Origin of the sequence: Muricoccus nepalensis (assembly GCF_006438825.1) — a bacterium.
Classification (GTDB): Bacteria; Pseudomonadota; Alphaproteobacteria; order Acetobacterales; family Acetobacteraceae; genus Roseomonas; species Roseomonas nepalensis.
Map to the genome: position 1 here is coordinate 29,697 of NZ_RCZP01000007.1, position 23,535 is coordinate 53,231.

A 23,535-nucleotide genomic window follows, 5' to 3' on the forward strand; every position below is an offset into this window, starting at 1 on the left:
GCGGCCGGCGCCCCGCCCGCTCAGGTCCGGACGAGGGGGCAGCCGCCCTCCGACATCGGGCGGAAGGCCTCCTCGGCGGGCGTGGTGCCGGCGAGCTTGTAGTAGTCGCCCGGCGCGGTCTGCTCGGCCGGGCTCTTCACCTCGAAGAGATAGGACGGGTGGATCTTGCGCCCGTCCATCCGGATCTGGCCGGGGCCGAAGGCGTCGTCGTCCGTCGGTATGGCCTTCATCCGCTCCACCGTCGCGCGGCCGGAGAGCTTCGCCTCCGCCACGCCCATGTTGGCGACGGCCTTGAGGTAGTGCAGCGCCCCCGCGTAGCAGCCCGCCTGGATCATGCCCATCGGGATGTTCCCGGGCAGCTTCGGCCGTGCGCGCGCGGCCAGCGCGCGGGTGCGGTCGTTCAGGTTCCAGTAGAAGGATTCCGTCAGCAGCAGGCCCTGCGCGGTCTCGAGGCCGAGCGCGTGCACGTCGGCGATCGCCATGAGCAGCGTCGCGAGCTTCGCCTGGCGCGTGAGCCCGAACTCGCGCGCCTGCTTCACGCAGTTCACCGTGTCGGTCCCGGCGTTGGCGAGGCCGAGCACCTTCGCCCGGCTGGCGCGCGCCTGCACGAGGAAGGAGGAGAAGTCGGTCGTCTGCGGGAAGGGGTAGCGCACGCCGCCCAGCACCTTCCCGCCCGCGGCCTCCACGAAGGCGGAGGTGTCGCGCTGCAGCGCGTGGCCGAAGGCGTAGTCGGCCGTGATGAAGAACCAGCTGTCGCCGCCGGCCCGGGTGAGGGCGGCGCCCGTGGACTTTGCGAGCATCCAGGTGTCGTAGGTCCAGTGCACCGTGTTGGGCGAGCACTGCGAGCCCGTGAGCTCCACCACCGCGCCGCCCGAATTCACGAAGACCTTGTCCTTCTCCCGCGCCGCGGCGGCGACCGCCAGCGCGACGGAGGAGGTCGGCACGTCGAGGATCATGTCCACGCCCTCGGTGTCGTACCACTGGCGGGCGATGCCGCTGCCGACATCCGGCCGGTTCTGGTGGTCGGCCTGCAGCACCTCCACCATGATGCCGGGGTTGGCGGCCATGAACTCCTCGACGGCCTGGCGCGCGCAGGCGACGGAGCCGGGGCCGGTCGGGTCGCGGTAGGGGCCCGACATGTCCGTCAGCACGCCGATGCGGATGGGCCTGGGCGCGCGCGGCTGCGCCATGGCGCGCGGCAGGAGGGCGGTGGCGCCGGCGGCTCCCAGCAAGGCGCGCCTCACGATGGTGGTCATGGTCCCGTTTCCTTCCCTTGCGGCGCCGCTTCGTGCCGGCGGCGGCCGCTGTTGAACGCCCGGCGCGTCAGGAGGTCAGCGCGGGCGGCAGCTTGCCCGCCCGCAGCATGTCGCGGATGCGCGCCTTCTGGAGCTTGCCCGTGGCGGTATGGGGGAGCTCCTCCACCACGACCATCGCGTCGGGGATGCACCACTTCGGGATCTTGCCCTCGTAGAAGCGGGCCATCTCCGCCCAAGTGACGTACTGCCCCTCGTGCAGCACCAGCACGAGAAGCGGCCGCTCGCCCCAGCGCTCGTCGGGGCGCGCCACCACCGCCGCCTCGCGCACGGCGGGATGGGCGAGGGCGATGTTCTCGAGCTCGATGCTGCCGATCCACTCGCCGCCGGACTTCACCACGTCCTTCGTGCGGTCCACGACCTGCACGTAGCCGTCCTCGTCCATCGTCACCACGTCGCCCGTCTCGAACCAGCCGGGATGGGCGAAGGCAGGCGCGCCCTCCTGGCGGAAGTAGCCGGACGCGACCCAGGGGCCGCGCACGAGCAGACTGCCATGCGCGGTGCCGTCGCGCGCGATCTCGCGGCCCTGCCCGTCCACGACGCGAAGCCCGACGCCGAAGAGCGGCCGGCCCTGCTTGGCGGCGAGCTCCGCCAGGCGTTCCTCCGGCCAGCCCTCGTGCTTCGCCTTGGGCGTGCTCGCGGCGCCGAGGGGGCTCGTCTCCGTCATGCCCCAGGCGTGCACCACGTGGACGCCGTGGGCGCGGAACCGCTCGATCATGACGGGCGGGCAGGCGGAGCCGCCGATGATCACGCGCTGCAGCGGGCCGAAGCGCCGCCCGTTCTCCGCCATCCAGTTGAGCAGCGCCATCCACACCGTCGGCACGCCGGCGGTGAAGGTGACGCCCTCCTCCTCGATCAGCGCGTGCAGGCTGGCGCCGTCCAGCTTCGGCCCGGGCAGCACCAGCTTCGCGCCGACCATCGGCGCGGCGTAGGGCAGGCCCCAGGCGTTGACGTGGAACATCGGCACGACGGGCATGGCCACGCTGCGCGCCGAGAGCGCGAAGACGTCGGGCGCCACGATGGCCATGGCGTGCAGCACGGCGGAGCGATGGCTGTAGAGCACGCCCTTCGGCTCGCCCGTCGTGCCCGAGGTGTAGCAGAGGGAGCAGGCCGTGTTCTCGTCGAGGTCGGGCCAGTCGAAATCCTCCGCCGCCTCGGCGAGGAGGTCCTCGTAGCAGAGAAGGCCCGGCAGCCGGGACGAGGCCGGCATGCCCGCCGCGTCCGCCAGGACGACCACGCGCGGCGGGCGGGCGAGGCGGTCGAGCAGCCCCTCGAGCAGCGGCACGAAGCCGGGATCGACGAAGAGGACGCTGTCGCCGGCGTGGTCGATGATGTAGGCGATCTGCTCCGGAAAGAGCCGCGGGTTGATCGTGTGGCAGACCATCCCCGCGCCGCCGACGGCGTGGTAGAGCTCGAGGTGCCGGTGCCCGTTCCACGCGAGCGTGCCCACGCGGTCACCCCCCGACAGCCCGAGCGCGACCAGCGCCCGCGCCAGGCGGCCGCAGCGGCGCCAGGTGCGCGCGTAGTCCGTGCGGTGGATGCTTCCGTCGGGGAGGCGGGAGACGATCTCGGTGTCGCCGTGGTACTCGGCCGCGTGGCGCATGATCGACGTGGTCAGGAGGGGCACGTCCATCATCATGCCGCGCATGCTTGTCTCTTCCCCATGCGGGGCTTCGCCACCCCGTCGTTCTTGTTCCGGGGCCGCGCTGCAACGGCGGCAGGGCCCCTGGTACGAAATCACAGCAGCCCTGGAACGAAAGAGCAAGGTCTTTGCCAAGGGGCCGCGCCGGCCTCGTCGTTGAAGGGCACCGAATGCATCACGCGGACGTGATGGCCGATGATGCCCGTCGCGCGCCGTCGGCGGGTCTTCGCCGCGCGCGGGCCTGCGCGCGGCAACCGAAGAACGCTATGAAGGGATCGCTCCTCACCGGGCACTGATGGGCCTGAGAGCAGAGAGATGACGCTTCGCAAAACAGCGGGCATGATCCTGGCGGTGGCCGGCCTGATCCAGGCGGCGCCGGTCGCGTCCGCGCGCGAGCCGGGCGGCACGGTCATCGAGATCGCGCCACGCCCGCCGCCGCGCGCGCCCGTGGACCGCTCGGGCAAGGCGCGCCAGACGCAGGCCCGGGTGCTGGACGACCCGGCGCTCGCCTCCGTGCCCGCGCTCGGCGTCAGCGGCGTGCTGCCGCAGGGCACGACGGCGCGCGTGCAGAACGTGGAGAACGGCCGCTCGACCTTCGTGCAGATCCTGGGCGGCGGGCCGGCGAGCGCGGGCCGCCTGCTCGACATCACGCCGCCCGTCGCGCGCGCGCTGGGCGTCACGGGCGGCAGCGCGCAGATCCTCGTCGCGCCGCTCGCGGTGCCGCAGCCCGACGGCACCATCCGCCTGGGGGAGGGCACGCGCCTCGCCGGAACCCAGGCCGCGCCGCCCGTCAGCGCCCGCCCCGAGGATTGAGCGGCGGGCGGTCCCCTCCTTGCCGCCCGCGCGGCAAGCGCGCGAGGATCGCCGCACCGCCCTCCCGGGCGGCATCCCTTGCCGAAGGCCCTGCATGACGCCCGACGAGTTCCGCGCGACCGGCCACCAGCTCATCGACTGGATCGCCGACTACCGGCGGGACATCGCCCGCCATCCCGTGCGGTCGCGGGTCGCGCCGGGCGAAATCCGCGCGGCGCTGCCGGCTGCGCCGCCGGAGCTGCCGGAGGGCATGGCGGCGGTGCTGGCGGACCTCGACCGCCTCGTCATGCCCGGGGTCACGCACTGGCAGTCGCCGCGCTTCTTCGGCTACTTCCCTGCCAACGCGCCGCTCGCGGGCGTGCTCGGCGACCTCGTGAGCACGGGGCTCGGCGTCGTCGGCCTCTCCTGGCAGTCCGGGCCCGCGCTGACGGAGCTCGAGGAGGTGGTGACCGACTGGGTGCGCCAGATGGTCGGCCTCTCGGAGGCCTGGAGCGGCGTCATCCAGGACACGGCCTCCACGAGCACGCTGGTGGCCCTCATCTGCGCGCGGGAGCGGGCGACGGGTTTCGCCATGGCGCGCGGCGGGCTGCAGGCGGAGGCGAGCCCGCTCATCGTCTACGTCTCCGCGCAGAGCCACAGCTCCGTGGACAAGGCGGCGCTCCTCGTGGGCATCGGGCGCGACGGGGTGCGCCTGGTCCCGACCGACGAGGCCGGCGCGATGCGCGCCGACGCGCTGGATGCGATGGTAGGGGAGGATCTCGCGCGCGGCCTCCGCCCCTGCGCCGTCGTCGCGACCACCGGCACCACGGCGACCACGGCGCTTGACCCCGTCGGCGCCGTCGCGGCGGTGACGCGCCGCCACGGCCTCTGGCTGCACGTCGACGCCGCCATGGCCGGGAGCGCGATGATCCTGCCGGAGTGCCGCTGGATGTGGGAGGGCGTGGAGGGCGCGGACAGCCTCGTGCTGAACGCGCACAAGTGGCTCGGCGTGCCCTTCGACTGCTCCCTCTACTTCGTGCGCGACCCGCAGCACCTCATGCGCGTGATGTCCACCAACCCGAGCTTCCTGCAGAGCGCGGTGGACGGGGAGGTGAAGAACCTGCGCGACTGGGGCATCCCGCTCGGGCGGCGCTTCCGGGCGCTGAAGCTCTGGTTCGTGCTGAGGGAGGGCGGCGTCGCGGCGCTGCGCGCGCGGCTGCGGCGGGACATGGAGAACGCGCGCTGGCTGGCCGAGCAGGCCGCGGCCGCGCCGGGCTGGCGCGTGCTCGCGCCCGTCGTGCTGCAGACGGTCTGCCTGGAGCACGCGCCCGCCGGCCTCGAGGGGGAGGCGCTGGACCGCCACACCCTGCGCTGGGCCGAGGCGCTGAACGCGTCCGGCGCCGCCTACGTCACCCCCGCCGTGCTGGAGGGCCGCTGGATGGTGCGCGTCTCCGTCGGCGCCGAGCCGACCGAGCGCGCGGACGTGGCCGCGCTCTGGCAGGCGATGCAGGAGGCCGTCGGCAGCGCCGCCGCGTGAGGTAGCGCCCCGCGCGATTCCCTTGCCTTCCCGCCCCGCGCCGCTGCTAGGGTCGCGCCCGAAGCCGCCCCACCCGAAGGCGGCGCCGGAGGTCGAACCATGACTGACGTGAAACGCGCGGCGGCCCTGCCCGCCGCGGTGCTTGCCGCCATGCTCGCCGCCGCCCCGATGGCGGCCCGCGCGCAGGGATCGCCGCCGGCGGGCGTGGAGATCGGCGCCACCGACATCGGCGGCGTGGTCACCGGCCCGAACGGCCCCGAGGCCGGCGTCTGGGTCATCGCCGAGACCACCGACCTGCCCACGAAGTTCGCCAAGATCGTCGTGACGAACGAGCGCGGCCGCTACCTCATCCCCGACCTGCCGGGCGGCGCCTACAAGGTCTGGGTGCGCGGCTACGGCCTGGTGGACGGCCCGCGCGTGGACGGCACCCCTGGCCGGGCGCTGGACCTCGCGGCGACCCCGGCGCCGACGCCGGCGGCGGCCGCCTGGTACTACCCGGGGATGTACTGGTACTCGATGCTGCGCATCCCGGCGGCCGACCAGTTCCCGGGCACCGGCGACGGCGCGGGCGGCAACGGCATTCCCGAGTTCATGCGAAGCCAGAACGCCTGGGTCGACACCGTCAAGCAGTCCTGCCAGTCCTGCCACGCACTGGGGAGCTTGAACATCCGCCAGCCGCGCCGCGAGCTCGGCGAGTTCGCGAGCTCCGAGGAGATGTGGTTCCGCCGCATCCAGTCCGGCCAGGCCATGGGCGGCATGGCCGTGTCCATCGGGCGGCTCGGGCCGCAGCACGGAATCGCGCAGTTCGCGGACTGGACCGATCGCGTCGCGCACGGCGAGCTGCCGGCCGAGCAGCCGCGGCGCCCCGAAGGACTGGCGCGCAACATGGTGGTCACGCTCTGGGACTGGGCGGAGCCGACGACCTATCTCCACGACGCGATCTCGACCGACAAGCGCGACCCGACGCTCTACCCGCGCGGCCTCATCTACGGCTCGCCCGAGGAATCCACGGACGACGTGCCCGTGCTCGACCCCGTCACGCACCGCGCCTGGAAGATCCGCCACCCCATCGCCCATCCGGAGACGCCGAGCGCCGCCGACGAGCCGCGCGGCCCCTCGCCCTTCTGGGGAGACCGGGCGATCTGGGACGGGCACACGAGCAACCACAACCTTATCATGGACCACCGCGGGCTGGTCTGGTTCGCCGCCCGCATCCGCCCGGCCGAGGCGCAGCCCGACTGGTGCAAGGCGGGCGGCGACCATCCCTCGGCCCGGATCGCGCCGCTCCCGGCCTCGGGCCGGCAGCTCTCGGTCTACGACCCGGCGACGGGGCGCTTCGACCTCATCGACACCTGCTTCCAGACGCACCACCTCTACTTCGGCTACGACCCCGACCACACGCTCTGGACGAGCTGGGGCGGGCCGACGGGCGGCGCGGTCGGTTGGCTGAACACGCGGCGCTTCCTCGAGACGCGGGACGCGCGGTCCTCGCAGGGCTGGGCGCCCATGGTGATCGACGTGCCGGGCTGGGGACGGCGCGGCGACTACGTCGAGGCGAACGCGCCGCTCGACCCCGCGAAGCAGAAGCGCATCATCGCGGGCTTCTACGGCGTGCAGCCCAGCCCGGCCGACGGCTCCATCTGGGGCCAGTCGATGGACAGCGGCTTCTCGCGCGTCGAACAGCCCGGCTACCTCATCCGCTTCATCCCCGGCAGCGACCCCGCGACCACGGGACTGACCGAGATCTTTCAGCCGCCGCCGAGCAGCTTCAGCCCGCGCGGGATCGACGTGGACAGCAAGGGCGTTGTCTGGACCACGCTCGCGAGCGGCCACCTCGCGAGCTTCGACCGCTCGAAGTGCACCGCGCCGCTGACGGGCCCGAACGCCGTGACGGGTCGGCAATGCGAGGAGGGCTGGACGCTCCACCGCTTCCCCGGCCCGCAATTCGCGGGCGTCGACCCGGCCGGCAGCGCGGACCACGCCTATTACGTCTGGGTGGACCGCTTCAACACGCTCGGCCTCGGCAACGACGTGCCGATCGCGAGCACCAACGGCAGCGAATCCCTGACCGTGCTCGTTGACGGCCGGCTGCACCAGCTTCGCGTGCCCTATCCCGCGGGGTTCTTCACGAAGAACGTCGACGGGCGCATCGACGATCCCAACACCGGATGGCGCGGCCGCGGCGTCTGGACCACCACCGGCACGCGCGCGCCCTTCCACCACGAGACCGGCGCGGGCGAGCGGCCGCGCGTCTTCCGCGTGCAGATGAGGCCGGACCCGCTGGCGCGGTAGCGCGAAGCCTCGCGCAGCAAGGCGACGAAGGGGCTTCCACCCTTCGGTGATCGAGAAGGCCGGGTCGCTCCCCTGGGGCGGCCCGGCCTTTCGCGTTGCGGTCCTCTTGAGGGAGCACGCGTGCGCCAAGCGAGTACTGACCGGAAAGATAGAAATACTTCGGCGAACGCACGGAGCTAACGGATTTTGGAATTGATCGCGCAACTTGAGGTTGATAATGCGGCGCCGAACTCAGCATTGACAGATTTTATTACTTACAGGCTTATTTGTTAGGGGTTTGCAAGGAGGGTCGGTTGGCGTCCGCGCGGTCGCTCACGGCTTCGGCCAGGACGAGGTTGCCGATGGTGGCCGGCCTGGCCCTCGCGGCCCCGATGATCCTGGCTGCCAGCCGGGCCGCCGCCGCGAACCGTCGCCTGCGCAACCGCCGTTTCGTCGTTTGCTACGACCGTGCCTTCACCGAGGCGGTGAACGCCTACGACATCGCGGTGCTGGACAGCGATGTCGCGGGCCTGCCGCCTCCCCGCCGGGACCGTCTCCGACTTGGCTACATCAGCCTCGGCGAGGTCCATGGCGGGCGTTCCTACGCGGCGGCGCTCGCCGGCGACGGGGTGCTGCTCGACCCGAGCCCGGTCTGGCCCGACGCCAGGATGGTGGACATGCGCTCGCCCCGCTGGCGCGACCGCCTCCTCGACGAGATTCTCCCGCCTGTCCTCGCCGCGGGCTTCCAGGGCTTCTTCTTCGACACGCTGGACACGGCGGAGGCGCTCGAGCGCCAGGACGCCGCGCGCTTCGCCGGCATGATCGACGGCGCGGCGGAGCTCGCGCGCGCTGTGCGCCGCCGCTTCCCCAAGCGGCCGGTCATGATCAACCGGGGCTACGCCGTCCTCCCGCGCATCGCCGGCGAGTTCGACATGCTGCTCGGCGAATCCGTGCGCTCCACCTTCGACGCGCGCGCAGGGACGTACAGCCTCGTCACGGACGCCGACTACCGCTGGCAGCTCGACCGCATGGACGAGGCGTACCGGCGGGACCGCCGCCTTCGCCTCTTCTCGCTCGACTACTGGGACATGGAGGACCTGCCGGGCATCGCGCGCCTCTACGCGGAGGCGAGGGAGCGCGGCTTCGTGCCCTATGTCGGAACCTTCGACCTCACCCGCATCGTGCCGGAGGCCTGATGAGCGCGCTGATCCAGAAGCAGCCCCTCCTTCCCGTCCTCGCGCTCGGCGTCGGGGCGGTCGCGCTGAGCATGGTCCTCATGCCACGAGGGCGGGAGCTGGCGCTGCTGCAGCTGAGCGCCGGCAGGACCGGGCAGGCGCTCTCGATGCTCGAGGCGCGCGTGGGCGCGGGCGACCGGACCCTCGCGACGATCGGCGCGCTGGCCCGCGCGCGCATCGACAACGGGGACATGGCCGGGGCGGCGCGGCTCTACGAGGACCTTGTCGCGGAGCGGCCGCGCAACGCCGCGGCCCTGCGGGCGCTCGAGGAGATCCAGCGCTCCATCGGCCGCACCGACGGGCTCGTCCGCACGCTGGAGCGGCTGCAGGACCTCTCGCCCACGCTCAGCCGCGCGCGCGAGATCGCCGCGCTCCACGCGGCCCGCGGCAACGCGGCGGGGCAGCGGCAGGCGCTGCGCGTGCTCGTCACCCGCTTCGGCGGGGACCGGGAGGACTACCTCGCCCTGGCGCGGCTTGAGGCGGCGGCCGGCGACCCGCGGGCGGGGGCGGCGGTGCTCCGCCAGCTTGAGCGGGACCGACCGGAGGACATGGAGGCGAGCATCGTCGCCCTCGAGATGTCCATGCTGCTCGCCGCGCGGCAGCCCGAGCCCGCCCTGTTGCGCGCCCGTGCGTGGCTCGCCGCGCAGCCCGAGCCGACGCGCTGGGTGGCGGTGCTGGCGGGGGCGCTCGGCGGGGGCGGGCGGCCGGACCTCGCCGTCGCCCTCCTCCAGCCCTTCGCGCGTCCCGGCGTTGACCCTGACGTCCTCACCGTGCTCGCGCAGGCGCTGCACGACGTGGGCAACCCCGCCGCCGGGCTCGAGCTTCTGGAGCGGCTCGACACCGACTTCCGCCCGGCCGCGCTGATGCGCCTCCGCCTGGCCCTCGACGCCGAGGAGGTGGAGCGCGCCGTCGCCGCGGCCTACCGCGCTGGCACCAGCGCGGTGCCGCGCGACCTGCTCGCGCGCCTCGCCGACAAGGCGCTCTGGGCCGGGCGCATCGACGTGCTCAAGCAGCTGCTGGCGACGGAGGGGGACCGGATCCTGGAGGACGACCCGGTCCTCGCGGCGCGGATCTTCCTCGCGCTGGAGGACCGGCCGACGGCGCGCCGCTGGGCCGATGCGGGCGCGCGGGCCGAGGGGATCACCCCGGCCCGCCTCGTGCAGCTCGCGGCGGTGGAGGCGCGCCTCGGGCGCGGCGAGCGGGTGCACGAGCTGCTGGGCCGCGCCGCGCGCGACCCGGCCCTCCCGCCCGCCCTCTTCCGGGAGGTCGCCGGCATCTACGCGCGCGCCGGCCTCGCGGAGCGCGGCCTCGCCGTCGTCGAGGCCCTCCGGCGCGACCGGCCCTCGCCGGCGGCCGACCTGGCCTGGGCCGTCGCGGCCAGCGCCGCCGGGCGCGCGGAGGCGGTCGCGGACTGGCTGGCGGCGCACGGCCCCGGCGACCTGCCCGCGGACGTCCTGCAGGACCTCGTCTACCTCGCGGCCGACGCCCGGGCCTACGGGCTGGCCATCGGGGCGGCCGAGCGGCTTCTCGCGCTGCGCGGCGGGCCGGGCGACGCCGCGCTGCTGGTGCGCCTCCTCGTGGACGCCGGGCGGCCGCGCCAGGCGCTGGAGCGCCTCCGCGGCCTGCCGGCCGGCACCGTCCTCCCCGACGGGCTCCGCGAGGCCGTGCTGCTGCCGGCCTGGCGAGAGGGCGCCCCGGTCGGCGACGAGCTGCGGGAGGCCTGGACGCGGCGCCTGCTCGAGGCGCCCGACGCCGCGTCGCGCAGCATGGCGATCGCCGTGCTGCGCGAGCTGAAGGCGCATGACGACCTCCTCCCGGTGCTGCGGCAGCTTGCCCAGGACAATCCCGAGACCTGGATGTGGACCTTCACCGAGGTGGCCGCCGCGGCCGGCCGCATGGCGGAGGTCAACGCCCTCTGGGCGAGGCTGGGCGGCCGCGCCGACCTTCCCCCGGCGCAGCGCCGCGGCATCGCGTTCCGGCTGCTGGAGAGCGGCAACCGCGCGGCGGCGGAGCGGATCTTCCGGTCGCTCGCCGCCGCCGCGCCCGCCGCCAGCGCCGACGTGCGCCAGCTTCTCTTCCTCTGGGGCCTGCGGCCGACGGCCGAGCAGCTCGACTGGATCGAGGCGCGCGCCCGCCGGGCGAGCGGCGCCGAGCTGGCGGCCTGGATGGGCATCCTCGTGAACCACGGCGCGCCCGCGCGGGCCGCGGCGGTCTACCGCGCGGCGCCGCGGGACGCCGAGCCCGACGCGGTGCACGAGGCCCACATCACCACGCTCTCCGCGCTCGACAACCGCCCGGCCCTGGCCGCCGCCCTCCGCGACGCGCTGGCGCGCGCCACGACGCCGGAGCGGGCGGAGCGCCTCGTCCAGCTCAGCGCGCGGGCGGGGGATCCGGAGCTCGAGCGTCGCGCGTTGGAGCGGCAGGTCGCGCTCGGCGGCGGCGGGGCGGCGGCGCAGCGGCGCCTTGGCGTGCTGGCCTTCAACCGGAAGGACATGGAGGCCGCGGCGCGGCACCTCACGGCCTTCGTTCGCGCGGGCGGCGGCGACTACGAGGCGCAGATGCTGCTGGGCGACCTCGCCACGCGGCAACGCTCCGTCAACGAGGCGGGGGCGCACTACGCCGAGGCCCTCCGGCTGCTGCAGGCCTCCGGCGACCGCTCCTTCCGCGCCCGCACGGTCGCGGCGAACCTGCTGCACCGCGTGGGGCGGAGCCGCGAGGCCGAGCGGCTCTACGAGGAGCTCGTCGCGGAGCGCCCGGGCGACAGCCATCTGCGGGCCGACTACGTCGCCATGCTCATGGCCCAGGGCGCGCTGCCGCGCGCCCGCGAGGTGTTAGGAAACCGATGACACGCGAAGCGCGCGCTCTCCCGGGCTGCCTCCTGGTCACCGCCCTCCTCTCGGCGGGGGGGGCGGCCGCGCAGGCGCCGCCGGCCGCGCCCGAGACCCTGTCCCTCCGCCCCGCCGACGCGTCCGGGAGCGACCAGGAACTGCCCTTCGGCCCCGACGGGCCGCGCCTGCCCATGCGGCGCGGCCGCGACGCCGCCGACAGCATCGGCAGCCCCGACCCCGCCCCGAGCGAGGAGCCGCCGGCCGCGCCGGACGCCCAGGGGGAGTTCCGCCTCAACCTCCTCGCCGCCCAGCTCCGGGCGCAGATCGGCGACTTGCCGGAGGCCCGCGCCCGCTTCGAGGCGCTGCGGGCGGCGAGGCCCGAGAGCGCGGAGCCGCTGAACGGCCTCGCCGGGGTCGCCCAGCAGACCGGCCGCTGGCGGCAGGCCCTGGCGCTCTACCAGGATTCCTTGCGCCTCGAGCCCGGCGACCCCTCGGTCACCGACGTCATCGCTGTGATCGAGCGCGCGCAGGCGAGCCGCCTGCGGGCGGATGTCGAGTACCGGCAGCTCGAGGGCGGCACGGGGGCGGGCAGGACGAGCGCGGTCATCGCGGGGCTCAGCGGGCACCAGCTCCTGAGCAACGGCTGGCGCCTCGGCCTCTCGCTCGACCTCGCCCATGTTGACGCGGACCGCATCCAGCGGGCGAACGGCGCCGTCGAGAGCTTCTCCGGCCTGCGCCAGCGGGGCGAGATCTACGGGCAGCACACGGGCCTGGACGGACAGGTGCTGACGGGATCGCTGTTCCTGTCCGGCGACACGCCGGGCGTCGGCATCCGGTGGGAGCGGCCCGACGACCGCGGCACCACCTTCCTGCGCGCCGAGTACCGGCGCCCGAACTGGGACTTCCTCCAGAGCATCGTCGAGGACGGGACCCGCGACCGCCTCGCCCTGGCCCGGAGCCAGCGCGTGGGGCGGGACGTCAGCCTGCGCCTGGAGGTCGCGGGGAACCGCTACGGCATCCGGGGCGACGGCGACGTGGCCCGGTCCATCACCGTGACGGGCGAGGCGCGCCTCGCCGGGCTCGGCGGCCTGCGCGGCCTCTCCACGGCCTACGTCCTCGACGGCGAGTACGTGCTCGACCGGAGCGAGCGCTTCAACAGCGGCGGCGCCCGGTACGCGCCGCTGCCGATCCTCGACCGCGAGGTCCACGCCGTCGTGCTCACCTATTCGGGCGTGTGGGGCAACCGGATCGCGGACGGCATCCTCGCCTACGAGGCCTCGGGCGGCTACGGCATCGACCGCTACGGCAAGGCGGGGCCGCTGGTCTACGCCGCGGTGGGCTACAACCGGGACAACCTCGAGTTCCGGCTGCGGGCAAACTACGTGCAGGACATCGGGCGGACCCGCGGCACGAGCTCGGGCTACGGCGCCTCGCTCACCTGGGTGTTCTGACGCGAAGGGCGCCCGCGGCGGCACGGCACCCGGTGCCGGCCGCCGCGGGCGCCCCCTTCCTCGTCACGCGATGATGGTGATGTCCGAGGCGGTCAGCGCGGGATTGCCGGTCAGCGTCGCGATGGAGACGCGGGCGAGCAGGCCGATCCCGTCCGGATCCCACCACAGCCGCCCTATGTCCGTCTCGTAGACGAACTGCCCGATGCCCGGCAGGGCGTTCGACAGGCCGCTCGTGTTGGCGGTGAAGCGGCCGCTCGCACCCACGTTCATCCCCGCCGAGAGGAAGCCGCCGAAGCCGGAGGCGCTCACCGTGATGAAGTCCGCCAGCGGATCGAAGTCCGTGATGGTGTCGGTGCCCTCGTTGGAGCGCAGGAAGAGGAAGGTGTCGGCCCCCGTGCCGCCGGTGAGGCGATCGGCGCCGGCGCCGCCCAGCAGCGTGTCGTTGCCGCCGCCGCCGATAAGGGTGTCGGCGCCGGCCAGGCCCGAGAGGTAGTTGGCGGCGTCGTTGCCGGTGAGCGTGTTGGCCGAGCCGTTGCCGGTTCCGTTGATGGCCAGAGCGCCGGTCAGCACGAGGTTCTCCAGCGCCGAGCCCAGCGTGTAGGTAAGGCTGGCCTCGACCGTGTCGATCCCGCCGGAGTCGACGATGATGTCGCCGAGGGAGTCGACGATGTAGCGGTCGTCGCCTCCGCCGCCGTTCATGCTGTCGTCGCCGGTGCCGCCGTCGAGCGTGTCGTTCCCGGCCCCGCCCGTGAGCGTGTCGTTGCCCGCCAGGCCGAAGAGCGCGTTGGCGCCCGAGTTGCCGGTAATCGCGTTGGCGGCCGCGTTGCCGGTGCCGTTGATGGCCGCCGTTCCCGTGAGCACGAGGTTCTCGATCCCCGTGCCGAGGACGTAGGTGAACCCGGCCTCCACCGTGTCGATCCCGCCGGCGTCGATGATCACGTCGGCCGCGGAATCCAGGACGTAGCGGTCGTCGCCGAGACCGCCGTCCAGCGTGTCGGCCCCGAGGCCGCCGGTCAGCGTGTCGTTGCCGTCGAGGCCGGTGAGGAGGTTGGCGCCGTCGTTGCCGGTGATCGCGTTGGCCGCGGCGTTGCCGGTCCCGTTGAGCGCCGCGGTGCCGGTGAGGACGAGGTTCTCGAGAGCCGCCGCCAGCGTGTAGGTGATGGAGGACCGCACCGTGTCGGTGCCCGCGGAGTCGGTGATGACGTCCCCGGCCGAGTCCACGACGTAGAGGTCGTTGCCCCCGCCGCCGTTCATCGTGTCGTTGCCGGCGCCGCCGTCAAGGGTGTCGGCCCCCGCGTTGCCGAACAGCGCGTCGTTCCCCGTCCCGCCGACGAGGGAATCGGCGTTGGTGCTGCCGAAGAGGCCGACGTTGGAGGCGGTGCCGGTGTTGCCGGACGCATCCACGGTGCGGGCGGTTAGGGTGTGGACGATGTCCGTGAGGGGCGTCGTCTGCAGGCTCCAGGCGCCGGTCCCGTCCGCTGTCACGGTGCCGAGGAGCGTGGTGCCGTCCAGCACCTGAACCTTGCTCGCCGCCGCGGCGATGCCGCTGATCGTGGCCGTGGTGGCGTTGGAGACGACGTTCGTGACGGAGGCGGGCGCCGGCGGCGGGGGCGGGGGAGGCGGCGTGGTCGACAGCCGCACCGAGACCGCGTGCTGCCCGAGCCCCGTGAGGCCGAGCTCGAGCTGGTCCCCCACCTGGCTCAGCACCGTGGCCCCCGTGACCACCACGTAGCGGCCCGCGGGGTTCTCGAGGTCGATCACGACCTTCCCGTCGCCGATGATCGAGAAGTCGAGGCCGCCCCCTCCAGGGCTCGTCGCCGAGAGAAGCTGGGCGCGGGAGGGCAGCGAGGTGATGTGGGTGACGTCGTCCGGCGTGCTGCCGAGGTCGAAGGTGAAGGTGCCTCCGGTGGCCGGGAGGAAGATGCTGTTGGCGTCGTAGGCGTACCAGCCCGCGACGTTCTTGATCCTGTCCGTGCCCGACAGGTCGAGCGCGAAGGTGCCGAGCTTGCCGGTGGAGTTGACCTTCACGCTGACCGTGTCGCCGTCCACCATCGAGTATTCGAGGTTCGACTTCTCGAAGGACGAGATGCGGCCCTGCAGGTCGTCGAGGGTCACGAACTCCGACCCGGCCTGGGAGGCGGTCCGGATGAGGCTCTCGAACATATCGACGGTGTAGCCGGGCTCGAAGCCGGTGATGCCGTAGCCGTGCCAGGGGAAGACGACCACCGGCAGGTCGGCATGGGCGGTCATCGCCTGCCACTCCGCCTGCCAGGCCGCCGTCGCCTGGGTCGGGGTCATCCCCTTGAAGCCGACGAGGGTGAAGTCGGAGGAGATGTTGGGGGCGATGTAGACCTTGGTGTCGCTCGGCGTCAGGTAGCCGAAGGCGCCCGGGTATCCCGCGCCGATCTGCGCGTTGCCGCCCGAGAGGTAGGAGTAGTACTTCAGGACCTCCTGCGAGACGCCGATCTTCTCGGGCGCGCCCGGGATGGCCGCGCCCGAAACGACGTAATTCTCGTAGCCCGGGATCTGCCGGAGCTGGGTCTGGATGGTATTGCGCGAGCCCTCGAACTCGGTCTGGAGCTGCGCGGCGGTGAGAAGGTTCGTGTTCTCCGGGTGGGTGATGGAGTGCGAGCCGATCTCGTTGCCGGCGTCGAGCAGCCGCTTGTAGTAGGGACGGGAGACGTTCCAGTCCGTGCCGGTGCCGTTCGCGCCGTTGCCGATGTCGATGTAGTAGGAGCCGACGAAGTTGTAGTCGACCTTCCACCGGTCGAGGACCGACAGCAGCTTGTCGTAGATGCCGAGGCCGGTGTCCGGCTTCACCTCGTCGGGATACATGGCCTCGTCGAGGTCGTTCCGGGACGCGAAGATGGCCGACTGCCGGCTCATGTGCAGCTCGATCTTCGGCCCGGGCGTGTTGCGCGCCGACCAGCCGAGGGCGTCCTCCAGCATGTTGTTGTCGGCCATCATGCCTTCGGTCGCGAAGTGCACGTTCCGGCCGCCCGTCTGGGTCGCGAGCACCGCGTTCTGAGCCGCGCCGCCGTTGATGGACTGGGTCGCGAGGACGCTGGCCTTGCCCGTGAGGTCGCTGAAGACCTGCGTTCCGATGCCCGTGTAGGTGCGGATCTCCTCGCCCGGGGCGTAGCCGGCCATCGTTGGGTGGCTCGTGTCGGCGGCGCGGACGTCGACGTTGACGCCGCTGCCGCCGCTCGACCGCGTGACGCCGAGGAGCGTCTCCATGCGGGAATAGGCGTTGCCCGGCAGCGACGCGCCCGTCTCGTCGTTCGTCATGAAGTTGCCGGCGGTGACGAGGCCCACCCCGTACTTGTAGACCGCGGTGTCCAGGGTCGACTGGATCGCGGCGACGTCCGCGGACCGGACGTTCTGGAAGGAGGGGAAGATCAGCGTGTCGTAGTTGATGAGCTTGGAGAGGTTGGTCAGGTCCGCTTCCGTCAGGATGTCGTAGGGCACCCCGGCCATGGCCGCCTGGTTCTGCGCGGACATGAAGAGCTGTGAATAGGCGGTCAGGTCGAAGAACTTGGCGGCGGTGGTCGCGGAATAGACGATGCCGATCTTGAGCCCCGTGTCGGTGGGCTGGGGCAGCGACGCCGTGTCGGAGACGGTGAAGCCGGGACGGGTGTAGTCGCCGGGCAGGAAGGTCGTGTTGTTCACGTCCACCAGGACGTCCACCTTGCGGTCCAGCTCGCCGATGGAGGCGAAGGGCACCACGAACTCGGCCGTGGTCTTGTCGGGGGAGAGCGCGTACTGCAGCGGGCCGGAGACGAAGGTCTCGCCGGCCGCGCCCGTGTAGAGGTAGGGCGCGCCGTCCGTGAAGAAGTTGACGTTGTACTCCGCGCCGCCGGCGAAGCCGAAGATCTTGTACCCCGTGCTCACGTTGCTGTCGGTGTTCAGCCAGAAGGTCGTGCCGGCGCCGATGGCGACCGGGGCCTGCAGGGCGAAGACGAAGTTGTTGCCGTCGACCCTCCCGAAGAGCTGGTACCCGATCGGCACCGATCCCGGCCGGTCGAGACGGTCGAGCGCGCTCCACTCGTTCAGCACGCCGTCGATCACGTAAGCCATACAAGAACCTCCATCGAAACCAGGCTTCAATCGGACTTCGGCGGCGGATAGCGGCGCCCCGCGGTGGTCAGGACGATCCGGCGGAACGGTTGTGGAAATCGGCTCGCCAGCGTCCTTTTCGCGACGCTGGAGGCGCGTCGCGAAACTCAGCCGGAGCAGCCCCGAAAGGGGTCGCCCAGGCCGCTCGGAACTGGCAAGGCCCGCATTTCCACGCTTGTTTGGATAGGCCTCGAAACAGAACGAAGATGCTTTCCGGGCCGATACGAGTCAACGCTGTTTTAAACTTTTATAAGGTTTTCTGGAAACCGTTGTTGCATCAGGCATAACCAACCTATGTTATTATGTTTGCACCAGATGGTTGTGTTTCCATAATTCGGTTGTGGGCGGAAACATAATCGGGATTGGCGGGTGTGGCCACGCGCGGGGAACCGCCCTGCCGGGTGCAAGGCGGCGGGACCCGTCGCGCCGTTCCGGCCGGGCTGGGCACGGGCACCGTCATCGCAGGCCCGGGTTGTTGGCGATGAAGGTCATGTAGGGCAGGCGCAGCACGCGGGGGATGGTCAGCGACAGCGCGAAGATCAGCGTGGCCAGGGTGGACAGGAAGTAGCCGTAGCCGTCGTAGCCGAACCCCAGCCAGAGCGCCGCGAGCGTCAGGCCCGCGTTGGAGAGGAAGAAGAAGGCCGTCACCGCCAGGAGGACCCGCCGCAGGTCGAAATAGGCGACCACGACCAGGGTCGAGAGCAGCATGACGTGGAAGAGGGCGCCAAGGGCCCCGAAACGGAAGATCGGCACCATCTCGATCCCGCCCTGCACCCGCGAGATCAGCGCCGGCGCCACCAGGATGGCCACGTAGCAGACCACCGCCTGGAGCACGAAGAGGTTGCGAAGCCCCCGCCCGAGCGCCCGCAGGATCAGCTCGTGGTTGAGCTGGATCTCCGCCGCCGTCGCGTGCTGCTCGATGCTCCGGTAGAAGCGGAGGTAGAGCTCGAAGAAGTGGGTCTCGAAGGCCACGAGGAACATGGTCATGGCCGGGATGATCGTGAGGTAGGAGAGGAACATCGCCCCGTCATAGGCCGGGTGGACCGGCATCGCGCCGGCGATCACCAGCCGGCCGGGCGACAGCCACATGATCCATTTGTCCACCCAGATGCCGGCGTTGTAGAGCACCCCGACCAGGGCAAACTCCCAGTTGTGCCGGAAGCCGGACAGGAAGGAGAAGGGCCGCTCCACCGGCACGGGGTATTCCGCGAAGATCCGGGCGGCCAGCCCGAAGAAGATCAGCGCGAGGCCGAGGTCGAAGCCGGCGAGCATGCCGGCCACCCCGTGGTCGGGGGCGAGCAGGGCCGCCGCGGCGAGCGCCGTCGCCATGCCCGCCACGAAGGCCGCGGAGATGCTGCCGAAGCTCTTCAGCGCTGACATGAAGGTGGAGGCGACCCAGATCCCTCCCACCGTCAGGAAGCCCAGGAGCGCGAGCAGGCGCTCCGCCTCCCCCAGTTCGGCGACCAGGCCGTAGAAGGGCACCCCCGCCGCCAGGTGCAGGACGAAGAGCAGGGCGAGCGAGCCGATGAACATGCCGGGGATCTCGGACACGTCCTTCGCGTAGATGCGGTCCGCGATCCGCCGGGTGACGACGAGCACGAGCGGCCCGGCGACGACGAGCGAGAAGGCGAAGTTGTACATGACGATCACGAAGAAGCGCTGCAGCTCCCCCCGCGACAGGAGGGCGCTGCCGAAGACCTCGACGGTGGCCAGGGCCAGGATGGTGAAGAGCCAGGGCCCGCAGGCCACGAAGGCGGCGTGCCCGTAGGCCCGCAGCCCGCTGTTGAGCGAATCCTGGCGCGACAGCCGGCGGAGGACGAAGCCGACGCCCGCCATCAGGCGGCCCTCGGCGCGCCGAGGGACGCGCCCCGGCCGAGATGCGCGTCGTAGAGGTCCCGGTAGATCCGGTCGACGACCTTCTTGTTGTAGTACCGCTCCGTCCGGCGCCGGATCGCCTCGCCGCAGCGCTCCCGCCGGGCGGGGTCGAGGAGGAGCTCGGCCAGGGCCTCCGCGGTCGCGGCGGGGTCGGCGAGCGGGATGACGATGCCGCCCGGACCCAGCGGCGGCTCCTCGTCGGCGCGCCCCTCGATGATCTCGCGGCAGGAGCCGACGTCGGTGGCGACGCTGGGCACCCCCGCCGCCCCCGCCTCGAGCAGCACCAGGGGCTGGGCCTCGCTGATGCTGGTCAGGACGATGACGTCCACCTTGCCGAGGTAGTCGTGCAGCTTGACCCGGCCGGCGAAGCGGAAGCTGCCCTGCAGGCCGAGGTGGAGGACCATCTCCTCGCATTCCTCGAAATAGGCGGGGTCCTCGTCGGTGGGGCCGAGCAGCAGGGCCTGAACCCCGGGGACGCGGTCGCGCAGGATGGCGACGGCCCGGATGTAGGTCTTCACGTCCTTGATGGGCACGGCCCGCCCGATCAGCGCGACCGTCGGCGGGCGCGGGGAGGGATCGCGCGCGACCTTCGAGAGGCTGTCGTAGTCGATGCCGTTGGGGATGACGACGAGCCGGTCCGGCGGCGCGCCGTCCCGCCGCTGGAGGACCTGGTTGCCCGTGTAGAGCGTCGTGATCCGGGAGCAGGCCTGATAGCAGGCGCGGGAGTAGCCGATGAAGGCGTCGATCCACATGTCCCGCAGGTCGCGCCGGCGCGCCTCGAGGTCGAGCGAGGCGGGGAGCTGGTCGGTCAGCCAGTCGGCCATCGCGATCTCCACCCGGCGCTCGTTCGTGTAGATGCCGTGCTCCGTCAGCAGCCCGGGCCGGCCGGTCTCCAGGACCGCGCGGGCGAGGAACAGCCCGGCGTAGCCGGTGGAGATGGCGTGGTAGGCCCGGGCCCGCGGCATGTCGGCCAGCAGCACCGAGAAGAGGCCGCCGGCGAGCGAGCGCCAGCTCCAGAAGTAGTTCAGGAAGGAACTCGTGGGCACGGAGGTCCCGTACATCCGGCGGAGCATCTCGAAGACCGCCTCGGAGTTCATCAGGGCGGCCCGGTTCGCCGCCCGGGGATAGCGGCGGAGCGCGGCCATGACGCCGCTGAAATCCTCCAGGTTCCCGCGCGACAGGAGCCGGGTGAGGGGGCCCTCGAGGGCGGCGACCATCCGCGCGACGGCGCGCCCGCCGGCCAGCCGGCGCTCCGTGGTCTGCAGGGCGATCTCGGTCAGCCCCACCACGTTGTCGGGCAGGACGAAGCGGAGCTCCTTCGGGGAGCCGTCCGCGGTCAGCACCACGAGGTGGAAGCGCAGGTCGGGCTGGGACCGGATGAGGTCGTGCATCCAGGTGGAGACGCCGCCGGCGATGTAAGGGTAGGCCCCCTCGAGGATCAGGCAGACATCGGGCAGGGCGCCCTCGCCGCCGGGCCGGGGAGGGCGCCTCATGCCGGGCCTCCCGCCGGCGCCAGGGCCTCGTCCCCGGCCCAGAGGGTGAGGAAGCGGCGCAGCTCCGCCGGGGTCGCGGGATCGGCGACGCGCTCCCGGTGCCGCCGGGCGAGGGCGCGGAGGGCGGACAGCCGGCCCAGGCGGTAGAGGCATTCGAGGTGGAGCGCGAGGGCGGAGGGAGGCGCGTCCGGCCCGCCGGCGCCCTCCTCGAGATAGGGCAGGGCGCGCGCGGGCTCGCCGAGCCGGAGCAGGAGGCGCCCGGTCGCCTCCGACACCTCCCGGTCGACCGGCCCGAGCCGCCCGACGCGCTCGTAGAGCTCCAGCGCCCGCCGCATCTCGCCCCGCTCCCGCGTGGGGTCGAGAAGGCCGGTGCCCGCGTAGTCGTCGTGGTGCCGCGCCAGCGCCAGCAGAATCCCCGGGTCGCCGGGCGCGGCGGCGATGCGCTCCTGCAGCGCCATGCTGCGCTTGAGGAACCCGCCCTCGATCCGCGCGGAGGCGGTGGCCGCCTGCACCCGGATCGCCGGCTCAGGGTTGTTCAGGGCGCTCTGGAGGGAGGGGACGAAGGGAAGGCGGAAGTGGTCGGAGATCATGGTGACCACCCGGTGCTTCTGGGCGACCGTGCCGAGCGCCAGCACCTCCTGGAAGGGCGCGACCGTGCTGCGCTCGGCCGGCCCGGCGCCGCGCAGCACGAGCCGCTCGTAGAGCGCCTGGACCGGCGAGGCCTCGGGTGTGGGAAACAGGGCGGCGTGCCAGGCCGCGAAGGGGGTGGCCCGGCGGGAGAAGGCCCGGCGGAGCACGGCGGCGGCGACCGAGCCGAGGGCGCCCAGGGGCCCCAGGCCGGCCGTTGCGACCACCAGCAGGAGGAAGCAGGGGCTCCGACCGCCGAAGCGGTAGAGCAGGGCGGCGACGGCCGTGAGCGCGGCCGAGACGGCGAGATGGACGAGCAGCAGCGTGCCGAGCGGCTCCGATCCCCGGAGGGACGCGACAGCGAGCCATGCCTCCGCCCCGACGGTGGCCAGGGCCGCGCCGGCCGTGGCCACCCGGACCCAGGCGGGCCCCGGTGCGTCCCGGTGCGGCGCCGCGGTGGAAGGGGGCCCGGTGCGCACGACTCAGCCCATCTCGGCCACGGACTCGCGCTGGAGCGCGACGGGGGCGTCGGCCGGCCGGGGCTCCGACGGCGGGACTCGCAGGCGCTCGAGCCGGCGCGCGTGATCGAGCGCCACCCCGATCCGGTCGCACACCACGCGGAAGTTGCCGATGGCGGAGGGATGCAGCTCGGTGAAGGCGATGCCCTCGATCTTGAGCATGCCGACCACCGCGCCCTCGTCCTGGCTCACGATCGGGCCCGCCAGCACGCCCTCGCCGCCGAGGAGCGCCTCGTGGTCGGGGTTGGCGAGGCACAGGATCTCGCGGCGCACGACCACGCTCTCGAACAGCGGCGAGGAGGGGTCGAAGCGCGTGGCGCGCCCCTCCTCGACGGTCCAGCCCTCGGTGGCCACGACCTCGAGCCCGGTGCCGTTGACCGAGAAGAGCGAGAACTGGTCCGGCCGGATCACCGCGCGGACGAGGGTCGCCACGCCGACGAGGATGTCGGCGGTGTGCTTCCCGTCGATGCTGCGGAAGGCGTCGTAGGTGGAGCGCAGCGTGTCGAGCTGGCCCGCGACCCGCACCTCCAGGTCGTCCTTGATGCGGAGGAGCCGCTCATAGGCCTTCGTGATGGCCTGGGCCTGCTCGCGGGCCGTGGAGAGCTCCTCCCGCAGCCCGTCCCGCTCGAGGCGGTGGCTGTCCCGCACCTGCCCGAGCACGAGCCCGACCACGAGCCACTGGATCGGCAGCATCGTCACGCGCAGGAGCCAGGCGTAGAGGTCCTCGTTGAGCTCCTGCTCCGGCATGTTGCCGACGAGGAGCGCGGCCGTCGCGGCGGCCGCGGCGAAGAGCGCGGCGCCGGTGCCGTACTGCGTCGCCACCAGCAGCACGATGATCCAGAAGGGGTGGGGCTTGATGCCGAGGAAGCGGTCCTCGGCCGGAAGCAGCGCGGCAAGGATCAGCGCGCCGCCCAGGAAGGCGAGCGTTTCCAGGATGGCGGTGACGCGGATGCCGAGGATCCGGCGCGGTGCCCGCTCGCCCAGGCGTGCCGAACGGCGCGGCATGCGGTCAGGACGAAGCCCGCGCGCGGGGCGGGCGGCCGCCCGCCGCGACGAAGGGGACGGCGCGGGCCGGGGCCGGGAGGCTATTCGCCACGGCCGGCCGCCCGCGGGAGGGGACCGGACGCGAAGGCTCCGGCCGGGGAGCGCTGCTGCAGGTACCGCGCGACCTGGCTGGCCCAGGAATCCTCGTTCGCCGGGCGGGCCCCGTTCCACTCGCGCCGCGGGCTGACCCATTCCGCCGTTGGGACCGCCGAAAGGGTCTGTGCCTCGGTGTTCAGCGCGGCGGGGTTCAGCGCCGCCGCAATGTCATCCAGCGTCTTGAAAACCGATTTCTCCCGCGGATGGTCCATCACTTGCCTCTATTGTTATGAATACGATATATTAACGGATACGCAAATGCTATTAGGGTTAGATAAGCCTGGGATGGCCGAAAAAGTAACAATTGCGATCGAATTTGCTGCTGGTCTATGCCTCACTCTGCGCATCTATCTCAAGAGCCATAAATAACATGGGTTATGTTGAAAAATGAAGCATTCCAAAATACGCATAACCCTGAGTTGAGTTGAGTTAGGTTTCATTCGTTGCTGTGTATTATCCTCACGGCATGCAGCCTTGAGATGCGCAAAACTCCGTTGGCCTCGCATCGGGCGTGTGTCTTGCCGGATGGAGCTTCGCTTTCGAAGCTTTGTCCTCGCCCGATGGTCTTCTCTACCGGCCCGCTGCTACCGGCGCGGGCACGCCCGGAACGGCATGGTGACCGTCAACGGCCGCCCAAGCCAGGCGGCGGAGGGCGAGTGGAACAAACCGGTTGTACCCGCTCCCCGCGAGGGCAAGC

14 protein-coding genes are annotated in these 23,535 nt (G+C 72.3%); 6 read left to right on the forward strand and 8 right to left on the reverse strand.

What is annotated here, in order from left to right; all coding sequences use genetic code 11:
• Nucleotides 1–20 precede the first annotated feature (20 nt).
• A complete protein-coding gene (locus tag EAH89_RS09710; protein ID WP_140882618.1) occupies nucleotides 21–1,256 on the reverse strand; it encodes an ABC transporter substrate-binding protein in 1,236 nt (411 codons plus the stop codon).
• A gap of 67 nt (nucleotides 1,257–1,323) precedes the next feature.
• On the reverse strand, nucleotides 1,324–2,961 hold the full coding sequence (locus EAH89_RS09715) for a long-chain fatty acid--CoA ligase (RefSeq protein ID WP_140882619.1): 1,638 nt from the start codon (nucleotides 2,959–2,961) through the stop codon (nucleotides 1,324–1,326).
• Nucleotides 2,962–3,270: 309 nt separating this feature from the next.
• On the opposite strand from EAH89_RS09715, the gene EAH89_RS09720 reads away from it, so the two are divergent.
• From EAH89_RS09720 to EAH89_RS09745, 6 genes are all read left to right on the forward strand, one after another.
• On the forward strand, nucleotides 3,271–3,768 hold the full coding sequence (locus tag EAH89_RS09720; RefSeq protein WP_140882620.1) for an RlpA-like double-psi beta-barrel domain-containing protein: 498 nt from the start codon (nucleotides 3,271–3,273) through the stop codon (nucleotides 3,766–3,768).
• A 94-nt stretch (nucleotides 3,769–3,862) separates the two neighbouring features.
• Complete coding sequence (locus EAH89_RS09725) at nucleotides 3,863–5,284, forward strand: pyridoxal phosphate-dependent decarboxylase family protein (protein WP_140882621.1); 1,422 nt, start codon at nucleotides 3,863–3,865, stop codon at nucleotides 5,282–5,284.
• A gap of 99 nt (nucleotides 5,285–5,383) precedes the next feature.
• A complete protein-coding gene (locus tag EAH89_RS09730) occupies nucleotides 5,384–7,576 on the forward strand; it encodes a carboxypeptidase-like regulatory domain-containing protein (RefSeq protein ID WP_140882622.1) in 2,193 nt (730 codons plus the stop codon).
• Nucleotides 7,577–7,917: 341 nt separating this feature from the next.
• A complete protein-coding gene (locus EAH89_RS09735) occupies nucleotides 7,918–8,751 on the forward strand; it encodes an endo alpha-1,4 polygalactosaminidase (protein ID WP_140882623.1) in 834 nt (277 codons plus the stop codon).
• A complete protein-coding gene (locus EAH89_RS09740; protein WP_140882624.1) occupies nucleotides 8,751–11,636 on the forward strand; it encodes a tetratricopeptide repeat protein in 2,886 nt (961 codons plus the stop codon). Before EAH89_RS09735 ends, EAH89_RS09740 begins: the two co-directional genes overlap by 1 nt.
• Nucleotides 11,633–13,069, forward strand: coding sequence for a tetratricopeptide repeat protein (locus tag EAH89_RS09745; RefSeq protein WP_140882625.1), 1,437 nt, complete (start codon nucleotides 11,633–11,635; stop codon nucleotides 13,067–13,069). The genes EAH89_RS09740 and EAH89_RS09745 overlap by 4 nt, the downstream gene beginning before the upstream one ends.
• Before the next feature lie 63 nt (nucleotides 13,070–13,132).
• Here the strand turns inward: EAH89_RS09745 and EAH89_RS09750 are convergent, their stop codons facing one another.
• The 6 genes from EAH89_RS09750 to EAH89_RS09775 all read right to left on the reverse strand — a co-directional run bounded on the left by EAH89_RS09750 (nucleotide 13,133) and on the right by EAH89_RS09775 (nucleotide 23,050).
• Nucleotides 13,133–17,146, reverse strand: a complete 4,014-nt coding sequence (locus EAH89_RS09750; RefSeq protein WP_140882626.1) for an Ig-like domain-containing protein — start codon at nucleotides 17,144–17,146, stop codon at nucleotides 13,133–13,135.
• Between the two features lie 495 nt (nucleotides 17,147–17,641).
• Nucleotides 17,642–19,021, reverse strand: coding sequence for an exopolysaccharide Pel transporter PelG (pelG, locus tag EAH89_RS09755; protein ID WP_140882627.1), 1,380 nt, complete (start codon nucleotides 19,019–19,021; stop codon nucleotides 17,642–17,644).
• On the reverse strand, nucleotides 19,021–20,553 hold the full coding sequence (gene pelF / locus EAH89_RS09760; RefSeq protein ID WP_140882628.1) for a GT4 family glycosyltransferase PelF: 1,533 nt from the start codon (nucleotides 20,551–20,553) through the stop codon (nucleotides 19,021–19,023). The genes pelG and pelF overlap by 1 nt, the downstream gene beginning before the upstream one ends.
• A complete protein-coding gene (locus EAH89_RS09765) occupies nucleotides 20,550–21,659 on the reverse strand; it encodes a hypothetical protein (RefSeq protein WP_140882629.1) in 1,110 nt (369 codons plus the stop codon). The genes pelF and EAH89_RS09765 overlap by 4 nt, the downstream gene beginning before the upstream one ends.
• Before the next feature lie 3 nt (nucleotides 21,660–21,662).
• Nucleotides 21,663–22,703 (reverse strand): GAF domain-containing protein, encoded by a 1,041-nt coding sequence (locus tag EAH89_RS09770; RefSeq protein WP_140882630.1) that lies wholly within the window; start codon nucleotides 22,701–22,703, stop codon nucleotides 21,663–21,665.
• An 80-nt stretch (nucleotides 22,704–22,783) separates the two neighbouring features.
• Nucleotides 22,784–23,050, reverse strand: coding sequence for a hypothetical protein (locus tag EAH89_RS09775; protein ID WP_140882631.1), 267 nt, complete (start codon nucleotides 23,048–23,050; stop codon nucleotides 22,784–22,786).
• Nucleotides 23,051–23,535: the final 485 nt, after the last annotated feature.

What these genes read in the sequence shown, in the direction of transcription:
- EAH89_RS09710 (WP_140882618.1), bottom strand. Translation starts at nt 1,256, where the DNA reads ATGACCACCATCGTGAGGCGCGCCTTGCTGGGAGCCGCCGGCGCCACC.
- EAH89_RS09715 (WP_140882619.1), bottom strand. Translation starts at nt 2,961, where the DNA reads ATGCGCGGCATGATGATGGACGTGCCCCTCCTGACCACGTCGATCATG.
- EAH89_RS09720 (WP_140882620.1), top strand. Translation starts at nt 3,271, where the DNA reads ATGACGCTTCGCAAAACAGCGGGCATGATCCTGGCGGTGGCCGGCCTG.
- EAH89_RS09725 (WP_140882621.1), top strand. Translation starts at nt 3,863, where the DNA reads ATGACGCCCGACGAGTTCCGCGCGACCGGCCACCAGCTCATCGACTGG.
- EAH89_RS09730 (WP_140882622.1), top strand. Translation starts at nt 5,384, where the DNA reads ATGACTGACGTGAAACGCGCGGCGGCCCTGCCCGCCGCGGTGCTTGCC.
- EAH89_RS09735 (WP_140882623.1), top strand. Translation starts at nt 7,918, where the DNA reads ATGGTGGCCGGCCTGGCCCTCGCGGCCCCGATGATCCTGGCTGCCAGC.
- EAH89_RS09740 (WP_140882624.1), top strand. Translation starts at nt 8,751, where the DNA reads ATGAGCGCGCTGATCCAGAAGCAGCCCCTCCTTCCCGTCCTCGCGCTC.
- EAH89_RS09745 (WP_140882625.1), top strand. Translation starts at nt 11,633, where the DNA reads ATGACACGCGAAGCGCGCGCTCTCCCGGGCTGCCTCCTGGTCACCGCC.
- EAH89_RS09750 (WP_140882626.1), bottom strand. Translation starts at nt 17,146, where the DNA reads ATGGCTTACGTGATCGACGGCGTGCTGAACGAGTGGAGCGCGCTCGAC.
- pelG (WP_140882627.1), bottom strand. Translation starts at nt 19,021, where the DNA reads ATGGCGGGCGTCGGCTTCGTCCTCCGCCGGCTGTCGCGCCAGGATTCG.
- pelF (WP_140882628.1), bottom strand. Translation starts at nt 20,553, where the DNA reads ATGAGGCGCCCTCCCCGGCCCGGCGGCGAGGGCGCCCTGCCCGATGTC.
- EAH89_RS09770 (WP_140882630.1), bottom strand. Translation starts at nt 22,703, where the DNA reads ATGCCGCGCCGTTCGGCACGCCTGGGCGAGCGGGCACCGCGCCGGATC.
- EAH89_RS09775 (WP_140882631.1), bottom strand. Translation starts at nt 23,050, where the DNA reads ATGGACCATCCGCGGGAGAAATCGGTTTTCAAGACGCTGGATGACATT.